Source organism: Streptomyces pratensis, assembly GCF_016804005.1.
GTDB classification, from domain to species: Bacteria; Actinomycetota; Actinomycetes; order Streptomycetales; family Streptomycetaceae; genus Streptomyces; species Streptomyces pratensis_A.
Genome location: NZ_CP051486.1, coordinates 6,823,788 through 6,841,289, shown reverse-complemented (window position 1 = coordinate 6,841,289; position 17,502 = coordinate 6,823,788). Strand labels below are relative to the sequence as shown.

The following is a 17,502-nucleotide window of genomic DNA, read 5'->3' as shown; positions in this document are numbered from 1 at the left end:
GAATAGGAAGGGTCGGGTAGTCCCGGCCCACCCGGTACGAAGACGCTGAGACGGCCGGAGCCGTCAGAGACGAGCAGGTGGATACGTGACGAATCTGATGCCCTACGCCGCCGGAGAGCCGTCCCTCGGTGGAGGCCTCGGTGACCAGGTCTACAGCCGACTGCTCGGCGAGCGCATCATCTTCCTCGGTCAGCAGGTCGACGATGACATCGCCAACAAGATCACCGCACAGCTCCTGCTCCTTGCCGCGGAACCCGACAAGGACATCTACCTCTACATCAACAGCCCCGGCGGTTCGGTGACGGCGGGCATGGCGGTCTACGACACCATGCAGTACATCCCGAACGACGTGGTCACCATCGGTATGGGCATGGCGGCCTCGATGGGCCAGTTCCTGCTCACCGGTGGCACGGCGGGCAAGCGCTTCGCGCTCCCGAACACCGACATCCTCATGCACCAGGGTTCGGCCGGCATCGGCGGTACCGCGTCGGACATCAAGATCCAGGCGCAGTACCTGCTCCGCACGAAGACGCGGATGGCGGAGATCACCGCCCACCACTCCGGCCAGACCGTGGAGACGATCATCCGCGACGGCGACCGTGACCGCTGGTACACCGCCGAGGAGGCCAAGGACTACGGCCTCATCGACGAGATCATCTCGGTCGCGTCGGGCATCCCGGGCGGCGGCGGCACCGGCGCCTGATCCGGGCGTGCACCACCCCGCACCCTCTCGTACGCCGAGACCTCCAGCCCACAGATACGCCACCAGGATGGTGAACACCCACATGAACAACCTCTCCGGCGCCTCCGCGAGCGGCCTCTACACCGGCCCGCAGGTGGACAACCGCTACGTCGTCCCGCGCTTCGTGGAGCGCACCTCGCAGGGTGTGCGTGAGTACGACCCGTACGCGAAGCTCTTCGAGGAGCGCGTGATCTTCCTCGGCGTCCAGATCGACGACGCCTCGGCCAACGACGTCATGGCGCAGCTGCTGTGCCTGGAGTCGATGGACCCGGACCGCGACATCTCGATCTACATCAACAGCCCCGGCGGCTCGTTCACCGCGCTCACCGCGATCTACGACACGATGCAGTTCGTGAAGCCGGACATCCAGACGGTCTGCATGGGCCAGGCGGCCTCCGCCGCCGCCGTCCTGCTGGCCGCCGGCACCCCGGGCAAGCGCATGGCTCTCCCGCACGCCCGTGTGCTGATCCACCAGCCCTCCTCGCAGACCGGCCGCGAGCAGCTCTCCGACCTGGAGATCGCGGCCAACGAGATCCTGCGGATGCGCACGCAGCTCGAGGAGATGCTGGCCAAGCACTCGACCACCCCGCTGGAGAAGATCAGCGAGGACATCGAGCGCGACAAGATCCTTACCGCTGACGACGCACTCGCGTACGGTCTGGTGGACCAGATTGTCTCCACCCGTAAGACCACAGCAGGCGCGTCCGTCTGACGTCGGTCTTTCCCCTTGGCACACTCCGTATCCACGGCCACAGCCGTGTGAACCGTGCCAAGGGGGGCCCGAACGGGGGGCCAGGCAAGGTACCGTCGGATAGAGGCACCAGGAGCCGCTGAACCAGGCTGCTCCCAGGCGAAGGGGAAGCACCTCGTGGCACGCATCGGTGATGGCGGCGACCTGCTCAAGTGCTCGTTCTGCGGAAAGAGCCAGAAGCAGGTGAAGAAGCTCATCGCGGGACCCGGTGTGTACATCTGCGACGAGTGCATCGATCTCTGCAACGAGATCATCGAGGAGGAGCTCGCCGAGACCTCCGAGGTGCGGTGGGAGGAACTCCCCAAGCCGCGAGAGATCTACGAGTTCCTCGAGGGGTACGTCGTCGGGCAGGAGCCCGCGAAGAAGGCCCTCTCGGTCGCTGTGTACAACCACTACAAGCGGGTCCAGGCCGGGGAGAACGGCGGCGGCGCGAATCGCGACGACGCGATCGAGCTCGCCAAGTCCAACATCCTGCTGCTGGGCCCCACGGGCTCCGGCAAGACGCTCCTCGCGCAGACGCTCGCCCGCATGCTCAACGTCCCGTTCGCCATCGCGGACGCGACGGCGCTGACGGAGGCCGGCTACGTCGGCGAGGACGTCGAGAACATCCTGCTGAAGCTGATCCAGGCCGCGGACTACGACGTCAAGAAGGCCGAGACCGGGATCATCTACATCGACGAGATCGACAAGGTCGCCCGCAAGAGCGAGAACCCGTCGATCACCCGCGATGTGTCCGGCGAGGGCGTCCAGCAGGCCCTGCTGAAGATCCTGGAGGGCACCACCGCCTCCGTGCCGCCGCAGGGCGGACGGAAGCACCCGCACCAGGAGTTCATCCAGATCGACACGACGAACGTGCTGTTCATCGTCGGCGGCGCCTTCTCGGGCCTGGAGAAGATCATCGAGTCGCGGGCCGGCGCCAAGGGCATCGGCTTCGGCGCGACGATCCGCTCCAAGCTGGAGATCCAGGCGAGCGACCAGTTCCAGGAGGTCATGCCGGAGGACCTGGTGAAGTTCGGGATGATCCCCGAGTTCATCGGCCGTCTGCCCGTGCTGACCTCGGTCCACAACCTGGACCGCGAGGCACTGCTCCAGATCCTGATCGAGCCGCGCAACGCGCTGGTGAAGCAGTACCAGCGCCTGTTCGAACTCGACGGTGTCGAGCTGGACTTCGAGCGTGAGGCGCTCGAAGCCATCGCCGACCAGGCGATCCTCCGCCAGACGGGCGCGCGCGGTCTGCGCGCCATCATGGAAGAGGTCCTCCAGTCCGTGATGTACGAGGTCCCGTCCCGCAAGGACGTGGCCCGCGTCGTCATCACCCCGGACGTCGTCCGCAACAACGTCAACCCGACCCTGGTCCCGCGCGAGCCGCGCACGATCGGCAAGAACGACGGCGGCCGCCACGAGAAGTCCGCGTAGCGGGCGGCGGCACATACGCCGAAGGGGCGCCCGGCCACCGGCCGGGCGCCCCTTCGGCGTTGAGGATCAGATCTTCGTGCGCGAGGTGTTGTAGAGCTTGGCGGCGAGGGTCGCCACGTCCTGCTGGGGCATGGCCTTGTTGGTCATCATCGCGCCGACGTCGACACCCACGACGATGCCGACCGTGCTGTAGTCGGTCCACACGCATACCGGCGTGATGATCTCCTTGGGGCCGTTCTCCACGGACCCGTCCGCGTCCTCGTTGACGGCCTTGAGGCTCTGGCACTTCATCAACGCCCCCTCGAACCCCTCGGGCGTGACGGCCTCCGGGCTGCCGACGAGCGAGACGTTCTCGCTGTTCTCGTCCTTCGCCATCTCCAGCTCGGCGTTCTTGAAGGCGCTGTCGACCACCTTCGCGGGGTCGGTGACCTCACCCCAGTAACCCGTGAAGACGAGTGACTTCATCGTGAGCGGATTCTTCTCGTCGCCGCTCACGTACTGGGCGCTCACCTGGTTGGGGTTCTTGATCCCCATGGCCTCGGCCTTGGTCTTCTCCTTGCCTGCCAGGGGCTTCGAAGGTGTGGCCTTGGCCGTGTCCTGCTTGTAGGTGTCCACCGAGGCGGCCGGCGTCAGCTTGTAGCCCTTGGTGGAATCGGCGACGTCGCTGTTGCTGGAGCCGCCCGACGTGAGGAAGTAGACCCCACCCGCGACGACGGCCAGTGCCACCACGGCCGCGCCGATGATCAGGCCCGTCTTCTTCTTCGGGGCGCCCGGCTGCGGCGGCATGCCGGGGTACGCCTGCTGGCCGCCGTACGGCGGGGTGGGCGGCTGCTGGCCGTACGGGCCCGGCTGCTGCCCCTGCGGGTAGCCGTAGCCCTGCGGCGGGACGCCCTGGGGGGCCTGCTGCGGGTAGCCGTAGCCGGGCTGTCCCTGCGGCTGTCCCTGCGGCGGCCCCTGCGGGGGCTGACCGCCGTAGGGGCCCGGCTGCTGCCCGTAGGGACCCGGCTGCTGGCCGTACGGCCCGGGCTGGCCCTGCGGCGGCTGCCCGCCGTACGGACCCGGCTGGTTGTAGCTCATGGTGCTGTCCCCTCCGAATGCTTATGCGTTCCGAACATCCTGACGGAAGCAGTGCCCACCCAGTGCATCCGGTCGTACACCGTTACTCAACAAACCGGTTTCAGTGCACGACTGTGACGCCCCTAAACTGTGTGCCGTGACCGAGAACGCAGCGCAGCAGCCAGCCAGCATCCCCGAACTGCCGACCCAGTACGCGCCGGCCGAGGTAGAGGGGAAGCTGTACGAGCGCTGGGTGGAGCGCGGGTACTTCGAGGTCGACGAGCACAGCGACAAGCCGCCCTACAGCATCGTCATCCCGCCGCCGAACGTCACGGGCTCCCTCCACCTGGGCCACGCCTTCGAGCACACCCTGATCGACGCCCTGGTCCGCCGTAAGCGCATGCAGGGCTTCGAGGCGCTCTACCAGCCGGGCATGGACCACGCCGGCATCGCCACGCAGAACGTCGTCGAGCGTGAGCTCGGCAAGGAGGGCAAGTCCCGTCACGACCTGGGCCGTGAGGCCTTCGTCGAGCGGGTCTGGCAGTGGAAGAACGAGTCCGGTGGTCAGATCTCCGGACAGATGCGCCGTCTCGGCGAGGGCGTCGCATGGTCCCGTGAGCGCTTCACGATGGACGAGGGCCTGTCCAAGGCCGTCCAGACCGTCTTCAAGCAGATGTACGACGACGGGCTGATCTACCGCGCCGAGCGCATCATCAACTGGTGCCCCCGCTGCCTCACCGCGATCTCCGACATCGAGGTCGAGTACCAGGAGGACGACGGCGAGCTCGTCTCCATGACGTACGGCGAGGGCGACGACACGATCGTCGTCGCCACCACCCGCGCCGAGACGATGCTCGGTGACACGGCGGTCGCCGTCCACCCCGACGACGAGCGCTACAAGCACCTGCTCGGCAAGCAGATCAAGCTGCCGCTCACCGACCGCACCATCCCCGTCGTCGCCGATCACCACGTCGACCCGGAGTTCGGCACCGGTGCCGTCAAGGTGACGCCCGCCCACGACCCGAACGACTTCGAGATCGGCCGGCGCCACGACCTGCCGTTCCTCACGGTCATGGACGAGCGGGCCGTCATCACCGTGCCCGGTCCCTTCGAGGGGCTGGACCGCCTGGAGGCGCGCTCCGCCATCGTCGCCGCACTGCGGGCCGAGGGCCGGATCGTCGCCGAGAAGCGCCCCTACGTCCACTCCGTGGGCCACTGCTCGCGCTGCAAGACGACCATCGAGCCGCGCCTCTCCCTCCAGTGGTGGGTCAAGGTCGCCCCGCTCGCCAAGGCGGCCGGTGACGCGGTCCGCGACGGCAGCGTCAAGATCCATCCGCAGGAGATGGAGAAGCGGTACTTCGACTGGGTCGACAACCTCCACGACTGGACGATCTCGCGCCAGCTCTGGTGGGGTCACCGCATCCCCGTCTGGTACGGGCCGAACGGCGAGGTCGTCTGCGTCGGACCGGACGACGAGGCGCCCACCGGAGAGGGCTGGACCCAGGACAGCGATGTCCTGGACACGTGGTTCTCCTCCGGCCTGTGGCCGTTCTCGACGCTCGGCTGGCCCGAACAGACCGACAGCCTCGCGAAGTTCTACCCGAACTCCGTCCTGGTCACGGGCTACGACATCCTGTTCTTCTGGGTCGCCCGGATGATGATGTTCGGCCTGTACGTCAACGACGGCGTCCCGCCCTTCGGCACCATCGTCCTGCACGGCATGGTCCGCGACGAGCACGGCAAGAAGATGTCGAAGTCCTTCGGCAACGTGGTCAACCCGCTGGACTGGATGGACAAGTACGGCTCCGACGCGCTGCGTTTCACCCTCGCGCGCGGCGCCAACCCGGGCACCGACGTCCCGATCGGCGAGGACTGGGTCCAGGGTTCGGCGAAGTTCTCCAACAAGATCTGGAACGCCACCCGCTTCGCGCTCATGAACGGCGCCACGATCGAGGGCGAACTGCCGTCCGCCGACGAGATGTCGGTGACCGACCGCTGGATCCTGTCGCGCCTGGGCAGGACGGTCGCGGACGTCGACGCGTACTACGACGACTTCCAGTTCGCCAAGATCAGCGAATCCCTGCGGCACTTCGCCTGGGACGAGGTCTTCGACTGGTACGTCGAGCTGTCCAAGACGACCTTCTTCGCGGGCGGCCGTCCGGCCGAGGTCTCGGGCCGGGTCCTCGGCGAGGTCCTCGACGTGATGCTGCGACTGCTGCACCCGATCGTCCCGTTCGTCACGGAGGCGCTCTGGACCGCGCTCACCGGGCGCGAGTCGATCGTCATCGCCGAGTGGCCGGCGGATTCCGGCTTCCGAGACGAGGCGGCCGAGAGGGAGATCGAGCTCGTCCAGCAGGTCGTCACCGAGGTCCGTCGCTTCCGCAACGACCAGGGCCTCCAGCCCGGCCAGAAGGTCCCCGCCGAGCTCACCCTGACGGGCACGGCACTGGCCCCGCACGAGGCGGCCATGCGTCAGCTCACGCGGCTCCAGCCCGCCGGTGAAGACTTCCAGGCCACCGCGTCGCTGCCGGTCGCAGGCGCCACGGTCGCCCTCGACCTGTCCGGCACGATCGACGTCGAGGCCGAGCGCAAGCGCCTCACGAAGGACCTGGGCGCCGCCGAGAAGGAGAAGGCGCAGGCCAACGGCAAGCTCGGCAACGAGGCCTTCCTGGCGAAGGCCCCGGACAACGTGGTCGACAAGATCCGTGTCCGGCTGGCCAAGGCGGATGCCGACATCGAGAGGATCACGGCTCAGCTGGCGAACCTGCCGAAGGGCTGATCACCTTGGGGCGAAGCCCCCGCGCCCCCGACCGACCGGGAGCGCGGGGGCTTCGCCGCACCCGGGAGAAGCGCTGCAGCGGGCGCTGCGCGCGATGTCCGCGGCCATCCGTAGACTGGCCCTGTGAGTGAGCCCCGCCCTTCAGACCGGCACGACGCGTCAGATCCCGACGACACCTTCGCGGAGATCGTCGACGAAGAGACCCAGCGCGACCCCGACCTGGCGGTGATCGAGGCCGGGAGCCGCACCCTGCGCGCCCAGTCGGGACCTCCCCAGGGAGAAGCGGTCCCCGACCGCCCCGCCGACCCCGAGACCGACCGTGCGCTGCGCGAGGTGGAGCAGGAGCTCGCCGGGCGCTGGGGCGAGACCAAGCTCGAGCCCTCGGTGACCCGCATCGCGGCGCTGATGGACGTGCTGGGCGAGCCCCAGCGCGCCTACCCCTCGATCCACATCACGGGGACGAACGGCAAGACGAGCACCGCCCGCATGATCGAGGCCCTGCTCAACGCCCTGGAGCTCCGCACCGGCCGCTACACCTCCCCGCACGTCCAGTCGATCACCGAGCGGATCAGCCTGGACGGCGCCCCGATCGACGCCGAGCGCTTCATCGAGACGTACAACGACATCAAGCCGTACGTCGAGATGGTCGACGCCCAGCAGCCCTACCGGCTCTCGTTCTTCGAGGTGCTGACCGGCATGGCCTACGCCGCCTTCGCCGACGCGCCGGTCGACGTCGCGGTCGTCGAGGTCGGCATGGGCGGCACCTGGGACGCGACGAACGTCATCGACGCCTCGGTCGCCGTCGTCACCCCCATCTCGCTGGACCACACCGACCGCCTCGGCTCCACCGCCGCCGAGATCGCCGGTGAGAAGTCCGGCATCGTCAAGCAGGACGCGACGGTCATCCTGGCCCAGCAGCCGGTCGACGCCGCGCAGGTCATGCTGAAGAAGGCCGTCGAGGTGGACGCCACGGTCGCCCGCGAGGGCATGGAGTTCGGCATCGTCGCCCGCGAGATCGCGGTGGGCGGCCAGCTGCTGACCCTCAGGGGCCTGGGAGGCGAGTACGACAACATCTTCCTCCCGCTCTACGGGGCGCACCAGGCGCACAACGCGGTGGTGGCGCTCGCCGCCGTCGAGGCGTTCTTCGGCATCGGTGCTGAGCAGGCCCGCAGCCTCGACGTCGAATCGGTCCGCAAGGCCTTCCTCTCGGTGCTCTCGCCGGGCCGTCTGGAGGTCGTCCGGTCCAGCCCGACCGTCGTCCTGGACGCGGCGCACAACCCGGCCGGCGCCCTCGCCGCTTCCGAGGGGATCTCCGAGGCGTTCAGCTTCTCCCGGCTGATCGGGGTCGTCGGCGCGAGCGACGGCAAGGACGTCCGGGGGCTCCTCGAAGCCTTCGAGCCGATCTTCGCCGAGGTCGTCGTCACCCAGAACTCCAGCCCGCGAGCCATGGACGCGGACGCCTTGGCCGCGGTCGCCGTCGAGGTCTTCGGCAACGACCGCGTCCAGGTCGAACCGCGCCTGGACGACGCGCTGGAGGCGGCCATCACCCTCGCCGAGGAAGAGGCCGAGTACGCGGGCGCCGGAGTGCTGGTGACCGGATCCGTGATCACGGTCGGCGAGGCCCGACTGCTCCTGGGAAGGCGCTGACCTGTGCGTACGCTGTGTGCATCCACGCTGATCGGTGAATTCTTCGTCATCGGCTTCGCCGGGCTCGTGGCGATGAAGTCCGACGGCCTGTCCATGGCCACGGTCTGGACGGTCTGCGGCATCGGCATGCTGCTGTCCGTCCTGCTCTGCGGTGTGATCACCCGACCGGGTGGCATACAGCTCGGCTGGGCGCTCCAGGTGCTGCTGGTGCTGAGCGGTTTCTTCGTCCCGATGATGTTCGTCCTGGGTGTGATCTTCGGTGCCCTGTGGTGGGCATCGGTGCACTACGGCCGCAGGATCGACGAGGCCAAGGCGCGGTGGGCGGCTCAGGCGGAGGCGCAGGAGAGCGCGCAGGCTCCGGCTCAAGGATGACGCAGAGTGAGCCCGGCCGTGGAGCCGTGCGCGTACCCCTGTAATCTCGCCCCCACCCGCACCGAAAGCCTGCAAGGAGCCGCACATGACTCAGCGCACCCTCGTCCTTCTCAAGCCCGACGCCGTCCGGCGTGGGCTGATCGGCGAGATCGTCGGCCGCATCGAACGCAAGGCCGGCTGGACGATCACCGCGCTGGAGCTGCGCACGCTCGACCAGGAGACCCTGGAGCAGCACTACGGCGAGCACAAGGGCCGCCCGTTCTACGAGCCGCTCGTCGAGTTCATGGCATCCGGCCCCGTCGTAGCTCTGGTGGCCGAAGGTGAGCGGGTCATCGAGGGCGTCCGCGCCCTGGCCGGCCCCACCGACCCGATCGCCGCCGCGCCCGGCTCGATCCGCGGTGACTTCGGCACGATCACCCGGGAGAACCTCATCCACGCCTCGGACTCCGAGGAGTCCGCAGAGCGAGAACTCAAGCTGTTCTTTCCGGGACTTTCCTGACTTCGGCTCCGCCAATCAGCGCTCATGACCTGGGGCGACCGAAGTAATTCGGTCGCCCTTCGGCATAGGGTCACGTATCGCGGGAACGCATCCCTCCGACGTAACGTCACCATGGGTGGAACGGGCAGCCGTTCCGCCCGCCACGGCGAAGGACCCTCGCGCTGTGTCCGTGCATACGGCACTACGATGGAAGCTTCCACGCCCGCAGCGCCAACCTCGCCTACCTGGAACAAGCCATTCTTCGCTTCTTGGGAAGGCCCGACGCATCCTCATGGGGAACAAGGGGAACTCAATGTCGTTCATCGGCCGTGACATGGCTATCGACCTCGGGACTGCCAACACGCTGGTGTACGTCAGGGGGCGCGGCATCGTTCTGAACGAGCCGTCCGTCGTGGCCATCAACACCAACACCGGCGGAATCCTGGCGGTCGGCTCCGAGGCAAAGAAGATGATCGGCCGCACACCGGGCAACATCGTTGCCGTGCGGCCCCTGAAGGACGGCGTGATCGCCGACTTCGAGATCACGGAGCGCATGCTCCGCTACTTCATCCTCAAGATCCACAAGCGCCGCTACCTGGCCCGCCCGCGGGTCGTCGTCTGTGTGCCCTCCGGCATCACAGGGGTCGAGCGACGCGCCGTCATCGAGGCGTCGACGCAGGCAGGCGCGCGCCAGGTGCACATCATCGAGGAGCCCATGGCCGCGGCCATCGGCTCCGGTCTGCCGGTCCACGAGGCCACGGGCAACATGGTCGTCGACATCGGTGGCGGCACCACCGAGGTCGCCGTGATCTCGCTCGGCGGAATCGTCACTGCCCAGTCGATCCGGGTCGCCGGTGACGAGCTGGACAACGCGATCATCCAGCACATCAAGAAGGAGTACTCCCTCCTCCTCGGAGAGCGCACTGCCGAACAGATCAAGATCACGATCGGTTCCGCGTTCGAGATGGAGAAGGACGAGCACACCGAGATCCGTGGACGTGACCTGGTCTCGGGCCTGCCCAAGACCGTCGTCATCTCCGCGACCGAGGTCCGCAAGGCCATCGAGGAACCGGTCAACGCGATCGTCGACGCCGTGAAGACCACGCTCGACAAGTGCCCGCCGGAGCTCTCCGGCGACGTCATGGACCGCGGCATCGTCCTCACCGGCGGTGGCGCGCTCCTGCGCGGACTCGACGAGCGGCTCCGTCACGAGACGGGCATGCCGATCCACATCGCCGAGGACCCGCTGGACTCGGTGGCGCTCGGATCCGGTAAGTGTGTCGAGGAGTTCGAGGCGCTCCAGCAGGTGCTGGACGCCCAGCCCCGACGGTAGAACACGACGTTCCGCCGTACGGGCACTGCCGTCCCGTGCGGCGGAACGTTGGTATACAGGCACGAACATTCCGACGAGGAAGGCACGGCCGCCGCACGTGAGGGACACACGAGAGAGCCGGCTGCTCCTGGTGCTGCTGATCGCCATCGCATTCGCCCTGATCACGGTGGATATCCGCGGTGGCGAGGAGTCACCGGTGGACGGAGCCCGGCAGGCCGCGGCCACGGTCTTCGGACCGGTCGAGAACGGCGTCGCGGCGGCGGTGGACCCGGTGGGCAACGCCATCGGCGCCGTACGGGACTCCGGTGACCGGCACGACCGGATCGCGGCCCTGGAGCACGAGAACGCCGCACTGAAGACCAAGCTCGGAAGCGACGACCGCAACACCAGCAAGGTCCGCCAGCTGGACAGCATGCTGAAGAGCGCGGGGGCCGGCCAGTACGGCATCAAGGCCGCCCAGGTCATCGCCATAGGAGCGGCCCAGGGTTTCTCCTGGACCATCACCATCGACGCCGGGGCCAAGGACGGCCTCCAGCGTGACATGACCGTGCTGAACGGCGACGGACTCGTCGGCCGGGTCACCACCGTCGGCCCGGACAGCGCGACCGTCCTGCTGGCCAACGACCCCGACTTCACCGTTGGCACCCGGCTGGAGAAGACCGACGAGCTCGGCTTCGCCACCGGACAGGGATCCCGGCCGCTCTCCGTCCAGTTCCTCAACGGCAAGGCCGACGTGAGGAAGGGCGACCGGCTGGTCACCTTCGGCTCCAGCAAGGACAAGCCGTTCGTACCCGGTGTGCCGGTCGGCGAGGTCGTCCGCGTCGACCCGTCGGGCGGCGACCTGACCCGGACCGTCTACGTCCGCCCGTTCGCCGGCTTCACCAAGCTCGACATCGTGGGCATCGTCGTCCAGGCGCCCAGGGAGAACCCCCGCGACATGGTCCTCCCGGCGCAGCCCAAGAAGCCGGAGAAGCCCAAGCCCACCCCGACCGTCACCGTCACCGTCCAGCCGAACGGCGACCTCGTCGACGGCAGCGGGAAGGTCGTCGGGAACATCAACGAGAAGCCCGGCGCATCCGCTTCCCCGGGTGCCTCCCCGGACGCCACCGGCAACGCCGACCCGGCCGCCGGTGATGCGGCGAACGAGCAGGAACAGGGCTGATCCCCATGCACATCAACAGGACACTGCTCTCCGTCGCCCTGGTCGTGGTCGCCCTCGTCGTCCAGGTCTCCGTGCTCGCCCGGCTCCAGCTGCCCGGAGCCACGCCCGACCTGCTGCTCCTCGTGGTGCTCGGGCTCGCCTTCGTGTACGGGCCCGTCGGCGGCTCCCTCATCGGCTTCGGCGCGGGCCTCCTCGCCGACCTGGCGCCGCCCGCCGACCACGCCGCGGGGCGGTACGCCCTGGTGCTCTGCGTGATCGGCTACCTCGCCGGCATGGCCCGCCCCGAGAACGGCCAGCTCAAGTCGGCGTTCACCCCGATGGCCTTCGTCTTCGCGGCGGCGATCGGATCGACCCTGCTGTACGCGGGCGTCGGCGCACTCGTGGGCGACACGGCTGCCCGCCATGTGGGCCTGGGCAGCCTGCTGTTCACCGCGGTCGTGTACGACCTGCTCCTCGCGCCGTTCACCGTTCCGTTGATCATGGCGCTCGCCAGACGCACCGTGAACGACCCGGTCGCCGACACCGGCAGCGGCGACGTCGCCGCCGGCTGGCTGGCCTCCGGCACCGGGCTGCGGATCGGCGGCCAGCGCAACGGGATGCGGCTGAGGGCTGCGCGCGGCCGCGCCGCACGCGCCGGAAGGATCAAGGGGGTCAAGCGACTGTGAGTCAGTACCGGCGCCGGACGGGCACCGGGGGCGGCCGGCCCCGTACCCCCGGCCGACCCACCACCACCGGGGGCACCCCATGAGCAACATTCCGGAGACGGGCCGGACCCCGCGGGTCCAGATCCGTCTCGTCATCATCCAAGTGCTCGTCTTCTCCCTGCTCCTGACACTCGGCGGCCGTCTCTGGTACCTCCAGATCCGCAACGGCGACGAGTACACCGCCGAAGCCGCGGGCAACGGGGTGCAGCAGGTCGTCCAGCCCGCCGTGCGCGGCTCGATCCTCGACGCCCGGGGTGTGCCGCTCGCCGACAACGAGACCCGGCTCGTCGTCTCCGCCAGCCGCACCGAGCTGCTGAAGATGAAGGACGACGGCGTCGAGGTCCTCACCCGGCTGGCCGACGTCCTGGACATGAAGGCGCAGGACGTCCGGGACAAGGTCCGCCTCTGCGACGCCAAGACCCCCCAGCCCTGCTGGAACGGCTCGCCCTATCAGCCGATCCCGGTCACCGACGAGGCCACGACCCAGCAGGCCCTCACGATCCGTGAGCGTGCCGAGGACTTCCCCGGCATCACCGCCGAACCCACCGCCGTACGCCGCTACGCCGCACCCGGCAAGGCGAAGACCGCGCAGGTCCTCGGCTACCTATCGCCCGTCACCGACGACGAGATCCAGAAGGCGCAGGACGGCCCGTCGCCGTACCTGCGCTCCGACCAGGTCGGCCGCTCGGGCCTCGAGCGCACGTACGACAAGGAGCTGCGCGGCAAGGCGGGCGTCACCCGCTACGAGGTCGACAACCTCGGCCGTGTCATGGGCGAGGCGGAGAACGACCCGGCGGTGCCCGGCTCCAACCTCGTCACCAGCCTCGACGCCCGCGTCCAGGCGGTGGCCGAGTACGAGCTGGCCCAGGCCATGAAGACCGTCCGCCAGGAGACCGACAAGATCACCGGCCGTAAGTACGAGGCCGACTCCGGCGCCGTCGTCGTGATGGAGTCGAAGACCGGCCGCGTCGTCTCGATGGCCTCCCAGCCCGACTACGACCCCAACGACTGGGTCGGCGGCATCTCCGGCAAGCAGTACGCCAAGCTCACCAGCAAGAAGTCCAACTACCCGCTGCTCAACCGTGGCATCCAGGGCCAGGCGCCCGCCGGCTCCATCTTCAAGGTGGTCTCGGCGAGCGCCGCCGTGCGGGCCGGCCACGACTTCGACGACCTCTACAACTGCAGCAGCTCCTACAGCCTCGGCAGCCAGACCTTCGCCAACTTCGAGTCCCAGGGGCACGGCCCCATCACCCTCGGCGACGCGCTCAAGTACTCCTGCAACACCGTCTTCTACCGCCTCGGCCACGAGCAGTGGGCGCGTGACGGCGGCATAAAGCCGAAGAAGGACACCAAGGACTGGTTCTACCGGACCGCCCGTGACTTCGGGCTCGGCGCCGAGACCGGCATCGACCTGCCGAACGAGGTCAAGGGCCGTATCCCCGACCGCCAGTGGAAGCAGGACTTCTGGAGCGCGAACAAGGACTCCTGGTGCAAGGAGGGCAAGAAGGGCGGCACCTATGTGCAGCAGATCGCGTACGAGAGCTGCCTCGAAGGCAACCAGCTGAAGGCCTACGACAGCATCAACTACGCCATCGGCCAGGGTGACGTCCTCGTCACCCCCATCCAGATGGCCACCGCCTACGCCGCGATCAGCAACGGCGGCACCCTGTACGAGCCCAGCGTAGGCAAGGCCGTGATCAGCCCGGACGGCAAGACGGTCGAGGAGATCAAGCCCAAGGCCCAGGGGAAGCTGCCGGTCAACGCCCAGACCGTCAAGGACCTCGACAAGGGTCTGCGCTCGGTGGTCGAGCCCGGCGGCACCGCCGCCTGGCGGTTCGGCGGCTGGCCGCAGGACAAGATCCCGATGCACGCCAAGACCGGTACCGCGCAGGTCTACGGCAAGCAGACCACCTCGTGGTTCGCGACCTACACCGACGACTACACGATCGTCATGACGATCTCCCAGGGCGGCACCGGCTCCGGCGCCTCCGGGCCCGCCGTCCGCAAGATCTACGACGCGATCTACGGACTCGACGCCGAGGGGAACCAGGATGTGAAGAAGGCCCTGCTGCCCACGCCCCAGAAGGCGCTGCCCAAGGTCCAGGCCGACGGCTCCATCCACGCCCCGAAGGTCAAGCCGTACAACCCCGAGCCGAAGCAGCCCGAAGGCCAGGAGACGGATCCCGAGATCGTGGTGCCGCAGCCCTCGGGCCAGCCGGGGCTCACCGGGTCACCGGCGTCGACGGGGAGGAGGCCCTGATGGCCGGTGGATTCTCCGTATCCCGGTACGCCCCCCAGCAGGGCTCCTGGGCCAAGCTGACCGCCCGCGACTCCGTCGCGCGGCGACTGGACTGGCCGCTGCTCGGAGCAGCCCTCGCGCTCTCCTTCCTCGGCGCGCTGCTCGTCTGGTCCGCGACCCGCAACCGCGACCACCTCACCCAGGGCGACCCGTACTTCTTCCTGTTCCGGCACGCCATGAACACCGGCATCGGCCTCGCACTGATGATCGGCACCATCTGGCTCGGCCACCGCACCCTGCGCGGAGCCGTCCCGATCCTCTACGGCATCTCGGTGCTGCTGGTCATGGCCGTCCTCACCCCGCTCGGCACCACGATCAACGGCGCCCACGCGTGGATCAAGCTCCCGGCCGGCTTCTCCATCCAGCCCTCCGAGTTCACCAAGATCACCATCATCCTCGTGATGGCGATGCTGCTCGCCGCCCGCGTCGACGCGGGCGACCAGCCCCATCCCGACCATCGCACCGTCGCCAAGGCACTCGGCCTCGCGGTCATCCCCATGGCCGTCGTCATGCTGATGCCCGACCTCGGCTCCGTCATGGTCATGGCCGTCATCGTGCTCGGCGTCCTCCTCGCCTCCGGCGCGTCCAACCGCTGGGTCCTCGGGCTCCTCGGCGCGGGCACCACCGGCGCGCTGGCGGTCTGGCAGCTCGGGCTGCTCGACGACTACCAGATCGCCCGCTTCGCCGCCTTCGCCAACCCGGCACTCGACCCGGCAGGCGTCGGCTACAACACCAACCAGGCCCGCATCGCCATCGGCTCCGGCGGACTCACCGGCACCGGGCTCTTCAACGGATCACAGACGACCGGCCAGTTCGTCCCCGAACAGCAGACCGACTTCGTCTTCACCGTCGCGGGCGAGGAGCTCGGTTTCCTCGGAGCCGGACTCATCATCGTGCTGCTCGGCGTGATCCTCTGGCGCGCCTGCCGGATCGCCCGCGGGACGACCGAGCTCTACGGGACGGTCGTGGCCGCGGGCATCATCGCCTGGTTCGCGTTCCAGTCCTTCGAGAACATCGGGATGACACTCGGGATCATGCCGGTGGCAGGACTTCCGCTGCCCTTCGTGTCGTACGGAGGCTCATCGATGTTCGCCGTCTGGGTGGCGATCGGACTGCTCCAGTCGATCAAGGTGCAACGGCCGATGTCAGCCTGAGCACTTCGTTCCGCCCTGCATATCCGCGGGTATCGCGGATAGATTCGTCGTATGGCGGACTCCAAGCGTGAGGTCGAGCGAAAGTACGAAGCGACTCCCGAGACCCGGCTGCCCGACCTGACCCGTGCTGCCGGGGTCTCGGCCGTCGTCCACCGCGGCCTCAGCGAACTCGATGCCGTCTACTACGACACCGAGGACTTCCGGCTGGCCGCCGCCTCCCTCACACTTCGCCGCAGAACGGGCGGGGGAGACGAGGGGTGGCACCTCAAGCTCCCCGTCTCCGCCGGTGTCCGTGACGAGATCCAGGCCCCGCTCACCGACGCCCTGCCGCCCGCACTCGGCGAGCTGCTCCGTTCCCGTGTGCGGAACACCCCCGTGACCCCCGTCGTGCGGATCCTCTCCGCCCGGGACGTCCACCACCTCCTCGACGAGGACGGCGCACTGCTCGCGGAGGTGAGCATCGACGAGGTCCTGGCGGAACGCCTCACGGAGGAGGGGCACGGCACCACCTCGGCATGGACCGAGATGGAGGTCGAGCTGGCCGACGACGGCGACCCCGCCGTCCTCGACGCCGTCGAGCGGCGGCTGCGCAAGGCCGGCGTCCGGCCCTCGGCCGCGCCGTCCAAGCTGTCCAGGGCCCTGGCCGAGACCGCGCCGGGAAAGCGGCGGACGAAGAAGAAGAGGGCTTCCCCGCGCACCGCGGGCGACCACGTACTCGCGTACGCACGCCGCCAGGTCGAGGCCCTCGTCGAGCTCGACCCCGCCGTACGACGCGAGCTGCCGGACAGCGTGCACCGCATGCGGGTCGCCACCCGCCGGCTGCGCAGTGCGTTCAGGACGTACCGGAAGGTTCTCGACCGGACCGTCACCGACCCGCTCCGCGACGAGCTGAAGTGGCTCGCAGCCGAGCTCGGGATCGACCGCGACCAGGAGGTCCTCGACGCACGGCTCCGCTCCCACGTCGCCGAACTGCCCGCGACACTGCTCCTGGGACCCGTGAGCGCCCGGCTGCAGCTCACCTCCGTCGCCAGGCGCACCGACTCACGGCGGCACGTCACCTCGGTGCTCGACACCGAGCGCTACCTGGCCCTGCTGGACTCCCTCGATGCCCTCCTCGCCGACCCGCCCCTGCTCCCTGCGGCCGCGAGGACACCGCAGGACGCCCTGCCCCGCGCCGTGCTCAAGGACTACGAACGCCTGGCCACGCGGATCGGGCACGCCCTGGAACTTTCGCCGGGCGAGGAGCGCGACGTGGCCATGCACGAGGCACGCAAGGCCGCCAAGCGTGTCCGCTACGCCGCCGAGGCCGCCAGGCCGGCACTGGGGAAACCCGCCAAGAAGTTCGCCCGACGGATGAAGTCCGTCCAGTCCGTCCTCGGCGACCACCAGGACAGCGTCGTGGCCCGGGACGCCCTGCGCACACTGGCGGTCCAGGCGCACGGCGCGGGTGAGTCCGCCTTCACCTGGGGCCTGCTGTACGGAAGGGAGGAGGCCGCGGCGGCCGTAAGGGAACGCGAACTGCCCGAGGCCTGGGCCCGGGCGTCGCACCCGGGGCTGCGCGCGGCGCTGAAAGGCTGAGCACCGGGTTACGCTTGATGGTCACCCCTGC

At 68.8% G+C, this 17,502-nt stretch carries 14 protein-coding genes; 13 read left to right on the top strand and 1 reads right to left on the bottom strand.

The window, feature by feature from the left end:
- Positions 1 to 97: 97 nt before the first annotated feature.
- From HED23_RS28585 to clpX, 3 genes are all read left to right on the top strand, one after another.
- The gene (locus HED23_RS28585; protein ID WP_031091967.1) at positions 98 to 703 is read left to right on the top strand and encodes an ATP-dependent Clp protease proteolytic subunit; all 606 of its coding nucleotides are present in this window, start codon (positions 98 to 100) and stop codon (positions 701 to 703) included.
- Positions 704 to 770: 67 nt separating this feature from the next.
- Positions 771 to 1,454: an ATP-dependent Clp protease proteolytic subunit gene (locus HED23_RS28580; protein ID WP_104785645.1), complete on the top strand. Its 684-nt coding sequence runs from the start codon at positions 771 to 773 to the stop codon at positions 1,452 to 1,454.
- Between the two features lie 156 nt (positions 1,455 to 1,610).
- The gene (gene clpX / locus HED23_RS28575) at positions 1,611 to 2,909 is read left to right on the top strand and encodes an ATP-dependent Clp protease ATP-binding subunit ClpX (RefSeq protein WP_033299392.1); all 1,299 of its coding nucleotides are present in this window, start codon (positions 1,611 to 1,613) and stop codon (positions 2,907 to 2,909) included.
- A 66-nt stretch (positions 2,910 to 2,975) separates the two neighbouring features.
- Here the strand turns inward: clpX and HED23_RS28570 are convergent, their stop codons facing one another.
- A complete protein-coding gene (locus tag HED23_RS28570) occupies positions 2,976 to 3,986 on the bottom strand; it encodes a hypothetical protein (protein ID WP_203186239.1) in 1,011 nt (336 codons plus the stop codon).
- A 136-nt stretch (positions 3,987 to 4,122) separates the two neighbouring features.
- Here HED23_RS28570 and HED23_RS28565 point away from each other — a divergent pair, with 136 nt between their 5' ends.
- From HED23_RS28565 to HED23_RS28520, 10 genes are all read left to right on the top strand, one after another.
- Complete coding sequence (locus tag HED23_RS28565; protein ID WP_203186238.1) at positions 4,123 to 6,744, top strand: valine--tRNA ligase; 2,622 nt, start codon at positions 4,123 to 4,125, stop codon at positions 6,742 to 6,744.
- Between the two features lie 123 nt (positions 6,745 to 6,867).
- Complete coding sequence (folC, locus tag HED23_RS28560) at positions 6,868 to 8,391, top strand: bifunctional tetrahydrofolate synthase/dihydrofolate synthase (RefSeq protein WP_203186237.1); 1,524 nt, start codon at positions 6,868 to 6,870, stop codon at positions 8,389 to 8,391.
- Between the two features lie 3 nt (positions 8,392 to 8,394).
- Positions 8,395 to 8,763, top strand: a complete 369-nt coding sequence (locus tag HED23_RS28555; RefSeq protein ID WP_203186236.1) for a DUF4233 domain-containing protein — start codon at positions 8,395 to 8,397, stop codon at positions 8,761 to 8,763.
- Positions 8,764 to 8,848: 85 nt separating this feature from the next.
- Positions 8,849 to 9,262: a nucleoside-diphosphate kinase gene (gene ndk, locus HED23_RS28550; protein WP_014156293.1), complete on the top strand. Its 414-nt coding sequence runs from the start codon at positions 8,849 to 8,851 to the stop codon at positions 9,260 to 9,262.
- Between the two features lie 292 nt (positions 9,263 to 9,554).
- Positions 9,555 to 10,574: a rod shape-determining protein gene (locus tag HED23_RS28545; protein ID WP_031091955.1), complete on the top strand. Its 1,020-nt coding sequence runs from the start codon at positions 9,555 to 9,557 to the stop codon at positions 10,572 to 10,574.
- A gap of 97 nt (positions 10,575 to 10,671) precedes the next feature.
- Entirely contained in the window at positions 10,672 to 11,736 is a 1,065-nt protein-coding gene (gene mreC, locus HED23_RS28540; RefSeq protein ID WP_203186235.1) for a rod shape-determining protein MreC, read from the top strand.
- Between the two features lie 5 nt (positions 11,737 to 11,741).
- Positions 11,742 to 12,401 carry a rod shape-determining protein MreD gene (gene mreD / locus HED23_RS28535; protein WP_203186234.1) on the top strand — a complete coding sequence of 220 codons (660 nt, stop codon included), beginning with the start codon at positions 11,742 to 11,744 and terminating at the stop codon, positions 12,399 to 12,401.
- A 79-nt stretch (positions 12,402 to 12,480) separates the two neighbouring features.
- Entirely contained in the window at positions 12,481 to 14,700 is a 2,220-nt protein-coding gene (gene mrdA / locus HED23_RS28530; RefSeq protein ID WP_203186233.1) for a penicillin-binding protein 2, read from the top strand.
- Positions 14,700 to 15,893: a rod shape-determining protein RodA gene (gene rodA, locus HED23_RS28525; protein ID WP_203186232.1), complete on the top strand. Its 1,194-nt coding sequence runs from the start codon at positions 14,700 to 14,702 to the stop codon at positions 15,891 to 15,893. Before mrdA ends, rodA begins: the two co-directional genes overlap by 1 nt.
- A gap of 51 nt (positions 15,894 to 15,944) precedes the next feature.
- Positions 15,945 to 17,471 (top strand): CYTH and CHAD domain-containing protein, encoded by a 1,527-nt coding sequence (locus tag HED23_RS28520; RefSeq protein ID WP_203186231.1) that lies wholly within the window; start codon positions 15,945 to 15,947, stop codon positions 17,469 to 17,471.
- The last annotated feature ends 31 nt before the right edge of the window (positions 17,472 to 17,502 follow it).